Consider the following 13,949-nt stretch of genomic DNA (forward strand, 5'->3'; position numbering starts at 1 on the left):
CTAGGAAACGCCGTGTCCCGGCGATTCTGCCGCGGCTCGACGCACCTCGAAGGCCGTCCGCGTCGCTGCCACAGCTCGGTGCTCGCCAGCCCGCGCGCACAGCCTTCTGCACCTCTTCAGGCTGGTTATCACCGGCCGTGGCTACGATGGGCCAAACGTGGCCGACGGATGGAGAAATCGCTTGGGACTTCTGGACAGCTTTGAGAAGGGGCTCGAGCGTGCCGTGAACGGCGCCTTCGCGAAGACCTTCCGCAGCGGCGTTCAGCCCGTTGAGATCGCCTCCGCTCTGCGCGGCGAGCTCGACAGCAGTGCGGCTGTGGTCAGCCGTGACCGCATTCTCGCGCCGAACGATCTCACCGTGTGCCTCAATCCGGCGGACGCCGACCGGATGAATCGCATCGGTCCGGCGCTGAACAGCGAGCTCGACGAGATCGTCAGCAAGCACGCGGCGAAGCAGGGCTACAGCTTCGCCGGCCCCGTGCGCATCGCCATCAGGCCGGACGGCGACATCCCGGCGGGCACGATCCGGATCGAGTCGGGAACCGCCGAGGGCGCGCAGGTGTCGTGGCAGGCGGTGGTCGAGATCGCCGGCCGCCAGCACGTGCTCACCGCCGCCCGCACCGTGATCGGGCGCGGCAGCGACGCCGACATCACGATCGCCGACACCGGAACGAGCCGCAAGCACGTCGAGATCCTCTGGGACGGCACCAGCGCGATGGTGCGCGATCTCGGCTCGACGAACGGCTCGAAGCTCGATGGGGCGTCTGTGAAGAAGGCCCCGTTGGCATCCGGGTCTGTCATTCGCATCGGTCGCACCGATATCGTCTTCCGTGTGGTTCCCCGCGCATCCTCCCCTCGCCGACCGGCGCACGACGCAGCGACCCGGATATTCGACGCACAGGAGCGGCCATCGACATGACCGACCTCACCCTCCTTCTGCTGCGCGGCGGCTTCCTGCTCGTCATGTGGCTGTTCGTGCTGGCTGTGGTGTTCGCGCTGCGCGCTGACCTGTTCGGATCCCGTGCCCGAAAGCTGCCGGAGCCGCAGCCGGCTCGTACGGCGGCACCCGCCGCACCCTCCACTCCCCCGACCCCGACGCCCAGCGTCGCCACGACCGGCCCCGCCACGACATCGACGGTCAGCCGCATCGTGATCACCTCCGGCCCGAAGGCGGGCCTCGAGGTGCCCCTCGGAACCGACCCGCTCACAATCGGCCGATCGAGTGAGGCCGGGCTCGTCATCCGCGACGACTACACCTCGGGCCACCACGCACGTCTCGTGCTGTGGGGCGAGCAGTGGATGATCCAGGATCTCGATTCGACCAACGGCACGATGCACGACGGCGTGCGAGTGGCGTCGTCTGCGCCGGTCGCGGTGCAGACGGGTGCGCCGATCAAGGTCGGGGCGACGACCTTCGAGCTGAGGAAGTAGCCCCACCCGCATGGTCTTCGAGGGCTCCAGCGCCGCGATCTCCCACACGGGCAAGGTCAGGTCGAACAACCAGGACTCCGGCTATGCCGGTTCCAACCTCTTCGTCGTCGCCGACGGCATGGGCGGGCACGCGGGCGGCGACGTCGCCTCGAGCGTCGCCGTGCACAAACTCGAGCCCCTCGATCACGTCTACGAGTCGCCACAGCACGCCGAGAGCGCCCTGCGCGAAACCGTCGCCTCCACGGCGGGCGACCTGATCGAGATCGCCAAGCGCCGCCCAGAGCTCGCCGGCCTCGGCACCACGGTCAGCGCGATCGCGATGGTCGACGACTACGCCGTGATCGCCCACATCGGCGACTCACGCATCTACCTCTGGCGCAACGACTCCCTCACCCAGGTGACCACCGACCACAGCTTCGTGCAGCGCCTGGTCGACTCGGGCCGGATCACCCCCGAGGAGGCGCGCTACCACCCGCGCCGCTCGGTGCTGATGCGCGTGCTCGGCGACATGGACGCCCACCCCGAGGTCGACACGATCATCATGCCGACCCAGCAGGGCGACAGGTTCATCCTGTGCTCGGACGGACTCTCCGGAGTCGTCGACGAACCACACATGAACCGCACGCTGCGGCGCGACGACACCCCGGGCCGCACGGCGGACGCTCTGCTCAAGCAGGCACTCGACGGCGGCGCGCCTGACAACGTCACGGTCGTGATCGTCGACGTCGGCGGGCGCCATCCGGTGCTCATGGGCGCTCCGTCCGTCGTCGGCTCCGCCTCGAATCCGCAGGGAATCAAGGTTCCGTCCGCTCGCCGTCCGACAATCGGCACCGGATGGCTGCACCCCCGCAGCCAGGCAGCGAACGAGCCGAGCCACTTCGAGCCCGACTCCGACTACCTCGAAGAGCTCATCGAGGAGGACAAGCGTCGCGCCAGGCGTCGGCGCATCGTCGGCATCTCGGCGATCGTGCTGATCGCCGCCGCCGTCGCCGTGGCGTTCTGGGGCTTCACCCAGTGGACGCAGACGCGCTACTACGTCGGAACCGACGAGGACAGCGTCGTCATCTACCAGGGCATCCAGGCCACCGCCGGCCCGATCTCGTTCTCTTCGACGTACGAAGACACCGACGTGCCGCTCGACGGGCTCTCTCCGGCGAACCTGCGCATCGTCGAGCAGACGATCACGGCGCACTCGCTCGAGCACGCGGAGGAGATCGTCGAACGCCTGCGCGCCAACCTGCCGGCCGACGACGAGTCCGCCGAGATCGATCCGGAGCCGACCGAGACACCGGATCCGGATGGCAGCTCGACGCCCGAACCGAGCGAGACCTCGGGAGGTGAGGACGAATGAGCGACGACGTCGCGGCCGACACCGCCGTACTGAAGGCGCTGCGCCGCGTGCGCAGACCGGCACCGCGCCGCAATCGGGAGCTGCTCCTGCTGCTGTTCTCGATCGTGCTCTCCACCGGTGCGATGGCGCTCGTGCAGCTCGGCGCCCTCGGCGCCCTGGTGTACGGCGAGCTCATTCTGTCCGGCCTGCTCGGACTGCTGGCGCTCGCCCTTCACGTCGTGCTGCGCATCAAGACGCCCAATGCCGATCCCCTCGTGCTGCCGATCGCATTCCTGCTCACAGGCCTCGGCATCGCAGAGATCTACCGCATCAGCCTCTCTGGCACGAACCCGGGGGCCGGCACCAGCCAGATCGTCTACGCGGCCGTGTCGATGGTGCTCGCGGGGGCACTCGTCTGGCTGCTGTCGAACTACCGCCTCCTGTTCCGCTACACGTACCTGTTCGGCCTGGCCGGCATCGTGCTCCTGCTGCTGCCGTTCATCCCGTTCCTCAACGGCGGCGGCAACGCGAAGGTGTGGATCTCGATCGCGGGCTTCAACTTCCAGCCTGGCGAGATCGCGAAGATCTGCCTCGCGATCTTCTTCGCCGGCTACCTGGTGCGCACCCGTGAGAGTCTCGCCACGACGGGCAGACGCGTGCTGGGTCTCACGTTCCCGCGCGCCAGAGAGCTGGGCCCCGTCCTCGTGATCTGGATCGTCTCGCTCGGCATCATCGTGATCCAGCGCGACCTCGGCACGGGCATCCTGATCTTCGGCATGTTCGTCGCGACCCTGTACGTCGCGACGGGCAAGACCGGATGGATGCTCATCGGCGTCTTCCTCGCCATCGGCGGCGCCTTCGTCGCCTCGCGATTCATGACGTACGTCGGCTGGCGGTTCGACAACTGGCTGAACGCGTTCGACCAGGAGATCTACGACCGCGAAGGCGGCAGCTATCAGCTCGTGCAGGGCCTCTTCGGTCTCGCGCACGGCGGATTCTTCGGCACGGGTCTCGGCCAGGGCCGCCCGTGGCTGACGCCGGTCTCGCAGAGCGACTACATCATCCCGTCGCTGGGCGAGGAGCTGGGCCTGGTGGGCATCTTCGCGATCCTGTCCATGTACCTCGTACTCGTGGGCAGGGGCCTGCGCATCGGCATCGCCGGCCAGGACGACTTCGGCAAACTCCTCACCACGGCGCTGTCCTTCACGCTGGCGCTGCAGGTGTTCATCATGGTCGGCGGCGTCACGCGCGTGCTGCCGCTGACCGGGCTGACGACGCCCTTCCTCGCGGCGGGCGGCTCGTCGCTGCTTGCGAACTGGATCATCATCGCGCTGATCCTGCGCATCAGCGATGCCGTACGCCAACAGCCGAAAGCGGTGATCGGATGATGCGTCGAACGACGATCCGGATGGAGGCGACCGCATGACCAAGGAACTTCGTCGCCTCACGACCATCGTGATCCTGATGTTCCTCACGCTGTTCGTATCGACCAGCGTGATCCAGGCGGTCACGTCCGACAGCCTCGCCGCTCATTCGGAGAACAAGCGCACGCTCTACGACAGCTTCGAGGTGCAGCGCGGGTCGATCATCGCCGGAGGCGAGGAGATCGCCTCCTCCGTGCCCAGCGACGACCTGTACGCATGGCAGCGCCAGTACGAGCAGTCGCAGATGTGGTCGACGGCCACGGGCTATCTCAATCCGGTGCTGCGCTCGGCGACCGGTCTCGAGAGCGCGATGACGCAGGAGCTCTCCGGTACGGACTCATCCGCGGTGTTCGCCCGCTTGGAGCGGGTCCTCACCGGTCAGGACCCGCGGGGGTCGTCCATCAAACTGAGCCTCGACCCTGCCGCCCAGCGCGCGGCGTACGACGCGATGACGAATGCCGGATACACAGGCGGCGTCGTCGCGATCGAACCGGACACCGGACGCGTCCTTGCGATGGTGTCGACGCCGGGGTACGACGCGAACCAGCTGGCGGTGCACGACGACGCGGCCACGAACGAGGCCTACGACGCGCTCATCGACGATCCGTCGCGGCCGCTGCTCAACCGGGCGATCGGCGGCGACCTGAACCCGCCTGGGTCGACCTTCAAGATCGTGACCGCAGCGGCGGCCCTCGCCTCGGGCGACTACACGCCGGACTCGAAGCTGCCGAACGTCGCCGAATATGAGCTGCCAGGTTCCGGATCCGTCGTGCGCAACGCTGGTCGCGGAAAGTGCGGTTCAGGCGACGAGGTGACCATCGCCGACGCGCTGCGGCTGAGCTGCAACATTCCGATGGCCGAACTCGCCGTCGAGCTCGGCGATGAGGCGATCAAGGAGCAGGCCGAGAAGTTCGGGTTCAATGCGAGCTTCGACCTGCCGCTGACGTCGACGGAGTCGAGCTACCCGACGGACGGCCTCGACGACGCCCAGACCGGTCTGACCGGATTCGGCCAGGGTCAGGTGACCGCCACGCCGTTGCAGATCGCCATGGTGACCGCCGGACTCGCGAACGAAGGAGCGGTCATGAACCCGACGATGGTCGACGAGGTCGTCGGCCCGGATCTGTCCGCGCAGCAGACGACGCAGCCGACGGAGTTCGGCGAGGCGCTCGCTCCGGACCTCGCCGCGGAGATGGTGGAGATGATGACGGCGAACGTGAGCAGCGGCGTCGCTTCGAATGCAAGAATAGACGGGGTCGACGTGGGCGGTAAGACGGGCACGGCGGAGAACAGTGAAGGCGAGCCGTACAGCCTGTGGTTCACGGGGTTCGCGCCATCGGACGACCCAGAGGTTGCGGTCGCGGTCGTTGTCGAAGACGGCGGCGGCCAGGAGCAATCAGGTTCAGGAAATGCGATCGCGGCGCCTATCGCGAAACAGGTCATGGAGGCGGTGCTGGGCAGATGAGGCCAACACAGGGTGTGACGTTCGGCGGTCGCTATGAACTGAGCTCGCGCGTCGCGATCGGCGGCATGGGCGAGGTCTGGGAGGCGACCGATCACGTCATCGGGCGCACGGTCGCGATCAAGATCCTCAAGGACGAGTACATGGGGGATCCTGGCTTCCTCGAGCGCTTCCGCGCCGAGGCCAGGCACGCCGCACTCGTCAACCACGAGGGCATCGCGAGCGTCTTCGACTACGGCGAGGAGGACGGCTCCGCGTTCCTCGTGATGGAGCTCGTGCCTGGCGAGGCGCTCTCGACGATCCTCGAGCGGGAGACGTCTCTCGAGCCGAACCGCGTGCTCGACATCATCGCGCAGACGGCTTCGGCGCTGCAGGCCGCGCACGCGGCGGGCCTCGTGCACCGCGACATCAAGCCGGGCAACCTGCTGATCACTCCGGACGGCAGGGTGAAGATCACCGACTTCGGCATCGCGCGCATCGCCGATCAGGTGCCGCTGACCGCGACCGGTCAGGTGATGGGCACCGTGCAGTACCTCTCGCCCGAACAGGCCTCAGGCCATCCGGCCAGCCCGTCGACGGACATCTATTCGCTGGGCATCGTCGCGTACGAGTCGGTGGCGGGCAAGCGCCCGTTCACCGGCGAGTCGCAGGTCGCCATCGCGATGGCGCAGATCAACGACCAGGCGCCGCCTCTGCCTGCGGAGATCCCGCAGCCGGTGAAGAACCTCATCTTCGCGATGATCGCGAAGAAGCCGGAGGACCGCCCTTCATCGGCAGCCGCCGTCTCCCGCGCGTGCGCGGCCCTGCGCCGGGGTGACATCTCCGCGGCCGCGGCTGCGGTGCCTGCGATCGCCGACTCCGCAGCACTGGACGACGACAGCTTCACCCAGCTGCTCGACACGTCGGACGGCGAGAAGACCCAATTGCTCCCGGCGACCAACCCGCTGCCCGCGCCGGTGAACGGTGACGAGGAAGACGCGGAAGACGAGGCGGAGGAGCCGAAGAAGAAGCGCAGCCCGTGGACGTGGCCGCTGATCGCACTGATCGCACTGCTGGTCATCGCCGTCGGCGGCACCATCTGGGCGCTGGTGTCGAACTCGCTGAACGCTGACCCTGCGCCGACATCGCCGAGCGCCACGGCGACCGAGACGACTCCGCCCGACGTCGATGTGGCCGCCCTGGAGCTGATCGGCAAGACGTGCGATGAAGCCACCGGCATCATCGCAGCGGAGCAGGCAGACATCGAGCTGAGCTGCACGACGGGCGACGCGGCGACCGAGGAGGGCCAGGCCGGCACCATCTACCAGCTCTCCGACGACAGCGTGCCCGCCGGATCGCAGGTCGAAGCAACGGTGTACGGCGAGATGGCGACAGTCGACGTCGATGCGCTCGGCCTGGTCGGCAAGACCTGCGACGTGGCCACCGGCATCGCCGAGGAGGCGGGCATCACGCTGACCTGCGCGACCGGTGATCCGGCCGGTGAGGAGAGCGAGGTCGACAACGTCTACCAGCTCTCCGAGAGCGGCAGCGTGCCGATGGGAACCACCGTCGAGGCGACGGTGTACGGCGATGTCGAAGTCGTGGACCTCGGCGCGCCGGCGAACGGGCCGACGCTGAGCGCCACTGAGTTCGAGACCGACGCGACCGGAACGGTCAACTGGGCGGAGTACCGCCCGGAAGGCGCCACCCTGACCGGGTACGTCGTGGAGCTGGAGAACGCCCAGTTCAGTAACGGTCGGTCGACCCAGACCTTCGACCCGGGGGAGCTGAGCGCGGACTTCACCGTCACGGGCTCCGCCGGGCGCAGCGTCGTGGTGTCGTACTTCGCCGTCTTCGGCGAGGAGGAGTCCGGCTCCTCGCCGCCCACTAGCGCCGACATCATCGCTCCGGCAGACACCGACACGGATGGCATCGATCTCGATTCGTGATCCGGACGAGACCTCTCCCCCTGCTCTCTCTCAGGGGCAGTCGCGTGCGCTCGGTTATTCTGTGAGCTGGTTGTCGAAGGGGGGAACCTTCTGTGTCGCCTGAGAATCGTGTTCTCGCCGGTCGCTACCGCGTCGAAGACGTCATCGGCGAGGGCGGGATGGCCACAGTCCACCGAGGCACCGACGAGAAGCTCGGTCGGGCCGTCGCGATCAAGATCCTGAAGCGAGAGCACGCGGGCGACAAGGTCTTCCGCCACCGCTTCCGCATGGAGGCTCAGTCGGCTTCGCGCATGGCGCATCCGTCGATCGTCCGCGTCTACGACACGGGAGAGGCGACCGAGCGGGTCGGCTCGCGCGATGTCACCACACCGTTCATCGTCATGGAGTACGTGCAGGGAACGCTCCTGTCCGATCTCGTCGCTCGCGGCCCCGTTCCCAGCGGCGACGCCGTGGCCTATGTCGACGGCGTCCTCGAAGCGCTCGCCTACGCGCATCGCGCCGGCGTCGTGCACCGCGATATCAAGCCCGCGAACATCATGGTCACCGAGTCCGGTGTGAAGGTGATGGACTTCGGCATCTCACGGGCAGTGTCGGACAACGCGGCAACCGTCGCTGAGGCCGCCGCTGTGCTCGGCACCGCGAACTACTTCTCGCCGGAACAGGCCAAGAGCGAGACCGTAGACGCGCGCACCGACATCTATTCGGTCGGCGTCGTGCTCTACGAGCTGTTGACGGGCCGTCCGCCGTTCGAAGGCGAATCGCCCGTGGCGGTCGCCTACCAGCACGTCAGCGAGACCCCGGCCGTTCCGAGCCGGCTGAACTCCGATTCGCCTGGTGCGCTCGACGCCGTCGTGCTGCGAGCCCTCGCGAAGGACCCGTTCCAGCGCTTCCCCGACGCGGCGACGTTCCGCGAAGCCCTCGACGCGGCCACCAGCGGACGCGAGCCGTCCAAGCGCGCGATCGGCAAGCTCACCGACGCCCTGTACGGCGCGAATCCGCGGCACGCACAGGAGACGCAGCGTTCTCTGCGCCAGCTCTCCAGTGACACCACCATGGTCCGCACACAGTCAGGACCCCCCGTGGCGTGGATCTGGGCCGCTGTGGCGTTCATCGCCGTGATCGTGATCTCGATGCTCATCTGGGTGATCTCGCTGCAGCCGTTCTCGGCGGATCCGACCAACGCTGTGGTCGTACCCGAGCTCGTCGAAGCCCAGCACGAGGAGGCCGTCGAGGAGCTCAGCGATCTGGGGCTCGCCGTTGCGGCGGTCACGGAGCAGAGCCGTGAGATCGAAGAGGGCGCGGTCATCCGGACCGATCCTGTCGCCGGCACGTCGCTCCGACCCGGTACTCGGATCACTGTCGTCGTCTCGGGCGGCCACGAGGTCGTGGCCGTGCCCGAGCTGGTGGGCACGTCGCAGGAGGCGGCCCAGCAGGAGCTGAAGGACGCAGGGCTGAAGGTCGGCCTCGTCGCACCGCGCAACGATCCGGAGGCGGAGAAGGGCCGAGTGCTCTCTGCAAGCGCAACCGCCGGAGATGAAGTGCTGATCGGGTCGACGATCAATCTCGTCGTGGCCACCGGTGAGGTGGCTATCAGCGACTACACCGGCTTCACCGTCGACAGCGCCACCCGCGACCTGGAGGCTCTCGGGCTCACGGTCGCGTCCGCTGGCGACGACTCGTGCGCCGCCACCGACCCGGCGACGGTCGTCGCACAGTCGATCGGCGCCGGCGACACGAAGATCGCTTCGGAGATCAACCTGCGCTACTGCTCAGGCGAGTGACGCCGGGCGGGCCTCATGTTCCGAGGCACCGCGGGCGAGGCCGGCGCTCGGCGCGTGCCCGCCTTCGAAGCCCAATCGCGTACGCGTCCCGGGATGAGGGAGCCGACGCTGTGCTTCGGCGACCGTAGCCGTCTATGCCAGATAGGCGGCGATGGTCGCTGCCGACTCGTCGATCACGCCGTTGTCCGGCACGTAGTTCGAGGCGATCCACGGGAACGCGTAGAAGAACAGCCCGTACAGCGCAGCCGCGATCAGGGCGAGGAGAATCAGCAGCCGCACCCACCACGGACCGGGAAGCACACGCCACAGCGCACCGTACATCAGGCCGCCCCTTCCGTCAGCGATTCCGGCTCGCCATCGGAGCGCGGCTGGAACGAGTCGAACACACCGTAGGCGACGATGCGCTCGGCGAGCGAGTACTTGGGCGAGCAGGCCGTCAACGTGATGTAGCGCCCGTTCGCGGGAACCTCTGGGCTCTGCGGCACATCGAGCAGCACGTCGGTCTCGTCCGGGCGGACGTACTCGAGTGTCCGGAAGCGGTACGTGTACCAACCGGCCTCGGTCTCGACGACGATCGCGTCGCCCGCGTGCAGCGTCGCGATCTCCGCGAACGGCTTGCCGAAGGTGGTGCGGTGGCCGGCGAGCGCGAAGTTGCCGACCTCGCCGGGCAGCTCGGTTTCGTTGTAGTGCCCGATGCCGATCGGATCGAGCGTGATGGGCCGGGTCGTGCCGCCTGCCATCGGCATGGCGTAGTCGTCTCCCCATCGCGGCACGTGCATGACCCCGAAGCGTTCGCCCTCGCCGGGAGCAGCGACGGCTGGCGGTTCGGCGTCCGAGTCGCCGGAACCATCGGACGACGAGTCGTCGTCATCCGTCGCCTGCTGCGCCCACTGCTGCGACAGCTCATTGCCCTGCTGATTGCGTTCGGCTCCGTAGATCATGTCGCCGATCCACAGCTGCCACGCCACGAAAAGCAGCAGCACGACGCCAGCGGTGATGAACAGCTCGCCGATCACGCCGATCACGCTCACTCGGCGACGCGGTTTCCTCTGCTTGCGCGCCGCGACGCGCGTCAGCGGCTGGTCCGTCATGGTCACCATCTTAGAGTGCTCAACCTCTGCGAATCCGCCACGGCGGCCTGCTGGTTCCGCGGCGGACGCATCCCCCAGTAGACTGTCGGCATGGCACGTGAGACCGACGAGACACCAGAGCGCCCCGCTGGCGCCGGCGCCCCCAACCCCGTGTGGTTCAAGCCCATCATGGTGGGATTCATGCTGCTGGGGCTCGTGTGGATCATCGTGTTCTACCTCACCGACCAGCAGTTCCCCATCCCCGACATCGGCGCGTGGAACCTCATGATCGGTTTCGGCATCGCCTTCATCGGATTCCTGATGACGACGCGCTGGCGCTGACACACGCTTCGAACGAACCCCGCCCTCCGTGGCGGGGTTTTTTCGTACCCCGCGCCGAAGGGCGCCTTGCGCCTTCCTCAACGCAGCTGATCGAACTACACCCATGTGATTCATCCACAGGGCTCTCCCCAGGCGTGAATAACACGTGTGTGATTCTCCCCAGATGGGGACAATCCTGTGGATAACTCCGGGGAAAACCCTCGTAGGACAGTGGACAAACCACCTCGTCGCGGTGGAAAACGAGGAAAAAGTGTGGAGAAACGGTGGACGAATCGACCGGCGCCGACCCGCGCACGAGCTCACATCCGCGCCGCGGCGGGCGACGGCGCCCTCGCGTCCTGTGGATGAGCCCTCAGCGCATGCAGAAGCGGCCGGACCCGTCTGGTGAGACGAGTCCGGCCGCTGAGTCGATGTGCCGCGGTTGTTCGACCGCTCAGGTCAGCGCGACGTAGCCGAGGAGGGGCTGCAGGCAGAACAGGGCGACGAGACCGACGCCGATGGCGCCGAGCCCGAGGTACTGCTTCGAACGCTGGTCTCGCCGGCGCGTACGCGTGAAGACGAGGCCGCAGAGCGCACCGACCGCGAGACCGCCGACGTGCGACTGCCACGACACGTTCATCCCCGGAATGAAGCCGAGCACGAGGTTGATGCCGAGCACGACGATCATGCCCGTCATGTTGGCTCCCAGGTGCCTGCCGATCACCAGCAGACAGCCGAACAGGCCGAAGATCGCCCCGGATGCGCCGACGACGGGCGTCGTGATCGCCAGGACTGCCGCTGCGGCCGATCCGCCTGCCGTGCTGAGCAGATATGTCGTCACGAAGCGACCCGTACCGAGAAGCGGCTCGAGCTGGCGGCCGATCATCCACAGCGCGAGCATGTTCAGCAGCAGATGCATGAACCCGCCGTGCGTGAGCGCCACGGTGAGGATTCGCCATGGCTGGAACGGGCCCATCTCCGGCGCCAGGCCGGCGAGTGCCGGAATCGTGGGATAGATGTCCGGGGCATCGAACATCAGGAACCGCCTGATCGACAGCCCGCCCGCCTGGCCGGCCCAGTCGACGAGGAACAGCACGGCGGTGAGGATGAAGATCCACATCATCCCGCGAGTGCCGCCGCCCGTCAGCGCCGCGACCCCGCCGCCCCTGCCCCGCCACCGGCGCTGGGCGCGCTTGATGGCGGGGCTGCGGTTCTTGCGCTGCTCCTTGATGCACTCGGGGCAAATGAAGCCGACCGACGCCTGGGTCTGACATTCGCCGCAGATGGTCCGCGCGCACCGCTGGCACAGCACGAAGCTCTGGCGCTTCGGATGCCGATAGCAGTAGTTGTCGCGGTTGCTCGCGAAGTCTCCCGTACTCACGTGCGGTCAGCGCTCGCGGTCAGACCGCGGCGATGTCGACCGACGTGATCACGACGTCCGAGGTCGGACGATCCTGCGCGCCGGTGGGAACTGCTGAGATGGCGTCGACGACGCGCTTCGAGTCGTCATCGGCGACCGCACCGAAGACGGTGTGCTTGCCGTGCAGGTGCGGCGTCGGGCCGGTCGTGATGAAGAACTGCGAGCCGTTCGTGCCGGAGAGCTTGCCGAACGCGTCGGGGCGCTTGCCGGCGTTCGCCATAGCGAGCACGTAGGGCTCGTTGAAGCCCAGTTCGGGGTGGATCTCGTCGTCGAAGTTGTAGCCAGGGCCGCCGATGCCCTGACCGAGCGGGTCGCCGCCCTGGATCATGAAGCCCGGGATGATGCGGTGGAAGATGACGTCCTTGTAGAGGGGGCCTTCGCCCTTCTCGTCCGTGCGGGGGTCGGTCCACTCCTGCGAGCCGTCCGCGAGGCCCGTGAAGTTCTTCACCGTCTTCGGCGCGTGGTCGCCGTAGAGGTTGACGACGATGTCGCCGTGGTTCGTGTGGAGGGTTGCAACTGCAGTGTGAAGAGCCATGCCGTCCATTCTTTCAGGTTCCGGCTATGGGGTTGCTCCGATCCCTGCGAGATTCGTCACTATCTCGGCGCGGTAACACTTCCCGTGGCAGGATATGGATTGACCGGTTCCGTCAGCGATCAGGGAGGGCACTGTGAGCCTCAGCCCGAGCAAGAAGCAGAAAAAGGAGCTCAAGAAGCTCCAGAAGTCGGCAGCAGAGCTGTGGGAGAAGCAGCAGGTTGTCGCCGGCGATGCCGCTGCCCTGGCACGCGTCGTCGGGAAGCAGGCCAAGCGCTTCGGGCGCGAGCGGCTGGCTCCCGCCGCTCAGGAGAAGTACGACGAATACCTCTCCCCCTACGTCGACCGGGCGCGCCCCTATGCGGAGCGCGGCTACGCGGCGTCCAAGAAGACGCTCGACAACCGCGTCCTCCCCGCCGTCGGCTCGCTCGTCGGCCGTGCGGCCGGCGCATGGGACGCGGCGCGACAGGCCACCGGACGCACGGTGATCGTCGAGCCGCCGAAGAAGAAGCGCAAGACAGGCCCCGTACTCGCCGTTCTTCTGGGCCTCGGTGCCGCGTTCGGCATCGCGTTCGTCGCCTGGCAGACGCTCCGCGCGGACGACGAGCTGTGGGTCGCCGACGACCCGCTGTCGGCCCCTGACGCGTAAAGCGCTGAGAAAGCCCCACCGTCGATCGCTTCGCCGCGACGGTGGGGCTTCTTTCGCACGCCGGATGCCGCCACGGGCATCCGGCGCAGCACAGGTTGGTGAGAGGGGAATCGGATGACGGATCGTTCCGATCGGGTGCGCGCGGCCGCCGAGTCGCTGGGCCTCGATGTGCGGATCGAGCAGACGCCGAATGCGGCATCTCTCGAAGAGGCGGCACGGCTGCGCGGAGTCACCCCGGCCGACATCGTGAAGTCATTGGTCGTGAAAGGGAAGGGCGACGCCTATTATTTCGCCCTGGTTCCCGGCGACCGCTCGATCTCGTGGTCGAAGCTGCGCGGCGTCGTCGGGGTCAACAAGCTGCGACTGCCGGAGGCAGAGCTCGCGCTCGAAGCGACGGGCTTCGAGCGCGGAACGATCGTGCCGCTCGGCTCAACGACGGCGTGGCCCGTGTATGCCGATGAGCGCATGCGAGGAAAGCACGTCTCGATGGGGGCAGGGGCGCACGGCAAGGCGCTCTACGTCGACGCCGACGCCCTGATCGACGCACTCGAGGCGACGATCGCCGACATCACCGACGCGATCTGATCACGGTCCCGACCTC

Annotated in this window: 14 protein-coding genes; 10 read left to right on the forward strand and 4 right to left on the reverse strand. The window is 67.5% G+C overall.

The window, feature by feature from the left end; genetic code table 11:
* Window positions 1-181 precede the first annotated feature (181 nt).
* The 7 genes from CIK77_RS08850 (at window position 182) to pknB (ending at window position 9,356) form a co-directional block, all read left to right on the forward strand.
* Window positions 182-919 (forward strand): FhaA domain-containing protein, encoded by a 738-nt coding sequence (locus CIK77_RS08850; protein WP_087053470.1) that lies wholly within the window; start codon window positions 182-184, stop codon window positions 917-919.
* A complete protein-coding gene (locus tag CIK77_RS08855; protein WP_087053468.1) occupies window positions 916-1,431 on the forward strand; it encodes an FHA domain-containing protein FhaB/FipA in 516 nt (171 codons plus the stop codon). Before CIK77_RS08850 ends, CIK77_RS08855 begins: the two co-directional genes overlap by 4 nt.
* Window positions 1,432-1,441: 10 nt before the next feature.
* Entirely contained in the window at window positions 1,442-2,782 is a 1,341-nt protein-coding gene (locus tag CIK77_RS08860) for a PP2C family protein-serine/threonine phosphatase (RefSeq protein ID WP_087053467.1), read from the forward strand.
* Window positions 2,779-4,149, forward strand: a complete 1,371-nt coding sequence (locus CIK77_RS08865; RefSeq protein WP_087053466.1) for an FtsW/RodA/SpoVE family cell cycle protein — start codon at window positions 2,779-2,781, stop codon at window positions 4,147-4,149. The genes CIK77_RS08860 and CIK77_RS08865 overlap by 4 nt, the downstream gene beginning before the upstream one ends.
* Before the next feature lie 34 nt (window positions 4,150-4,183).
* Entirely contained in the window at window positions 4,184-5,650 is a 1,467-nt protein-coding gene (locus CIK77_RS08870) for a peptidoglycan D,D-transpeptidase FtsI family protein (protein ID WP_087053465.1), read from the forward strand.
* On the forward strand, window positions 5,647-7,575 hold the full coding sequence (locus tag CIK77_RS08875) for a protein kinase domain-containing protein (RefSeq protein WP_087053464.1): 1,929 nt from the start codon (window positions 5,647-5,649) through the stop codon (window positions 7,573-7,575). Before CIK77_RS08870 ends, CIK77_RS08875 begins: the two co-directional genes overlap by 4 nt.
* A 92-nt stretch (window positions 7,576-7,667) precedes the next feature.
* On the forward strand, window positions 7,668-9,356 hold the full coding sequence (gene pknB, locus CIK77_RS08880) for a Stk1 family PASTA domain-containing Ser/Thr kinase (protein ID WP_087053463.1): 1,689 nt from the start codon (window positions 7,668-7,670) through the stop codon (window positions 9,354-9,356).
* Between the two features lie 132 nt (window positions 9,357-9,488).
* Here the strand turns inward: pknB and CIK77_RS08885 are convergent, their stop codons facing one another.
* Together CIK77_RS08885 and CIK77_RS08890 are read right to left on the reverse strand one after the other, a co-directional pair.
* A complete protein-coding gene (locus CIK77_RS08885; RefSeq protein WP_087053462.1) occupies window positions 9,489-9,677 on the reverse strand; it encodes a hypothetical protein in 189 nt (62 codons plus the stop codon).
* On the reverse strand, window positions 9,677-10,447 hold the full coding sequence (locus CIK77_RS08890; RefSeq protein ID WP_087053526.1) for a class E sortase: 771 nt from the start codon (window positions 10,445-10,447) through the stop codon (window positions 9,677-9,679). The genes CIK77_RS08885 and CIK77_RS08890 overlap by 1 nt, the downstream gene beginning before the upstream one ends.
* A gap of 90 nt (window positions 10,448-10,537) precedes the next feature.
* Between CIK77_RS08890 and CIK77_RS08895 the strand changes: the two genes are divergently transcribed.
* Window positions 10,538-10,768: a cell division protein CrgA gene (locus CIK77_RS08895; protein ID WP_087053461.1), complete on the forward strand. Its 231-nt coding sequence runs from the start codon at window positions 10,538-10,540 to the stop codon at window positions 10,766-10,768.
* A 433-nt stretch (window positions 10,769-11,201) separates the two neighbouring features.
* Here the strand turns inward: CIK77_RS08895 and CIK77_RS08900 are convergent, their stop codons facing one another.
* Both CIK77_RS08900 and CIK77_RS08905 read right to left on the reverse strand, forming a co-directional pair.
* Window positions 11,202-12,128 (reverse strand): rhomboid family intramembrane serine protease, encoded by a 927-nt coding sequence (locus CIK77_RS08900; RefSeq protein WP_087053460.1) that lies wholly within the window; start codon window positions 12,126-12,128, stop codon window positions 11,202-11,204.
* Window positions 12,129-12,147: 19 nt separating this feature from the next.
* A complete protein-coding gene (locus tag CIK77_RS08905) occupies window positions 12,148-12,702 on the reverse strand; it encodes a peptidylprolyl isomerase (protein WP_087053525.1) in 555 nt (184 codons plus the stop codon).
* 133 nt (window positions 12,703-12,835) lie between these two features.
* Here CIK77_RS08905 and CIK77_RS08910 point away from each other — a divergent pair, with 133 nt between their 5' ends.
* Window positions 12,836-13,348 (forward strand): hypothetical protein, encoded by a 513-nt coding sequence (locus CIK77_RS08910; protein WP_087053459.1) that lies wholly within the window; start codon window positions 12,836-12,838, stop codon window positions 13,346-13,348.
* A 114-nt stretch (window positions 13,349-13,462) separates the two neighbouring features.
* Window positions 13,463-13,933 (forward strand): aminoacyl-tRNA deacylase, encoded by a 471-nt coding sequence (locus tag CIK77_RS08915; protein ID WP_087053458.1) that lies wholly within the window; start codon window positions 13,463-13,465, stop codon window positions 13,931-13,933.
* The last annotated feature ends 16 nt before the right edge of the window (window positions 13,934-13,949 follow it).

The organism is Microbacterium sp. JB110 (genome assembly GCF_003335195.1).
Taxonomy (GTDB): Bacteria; Actinomycetota; Actinomycetes; order Actinomycetales; family Microbacteriaceae; genus Microbacterium.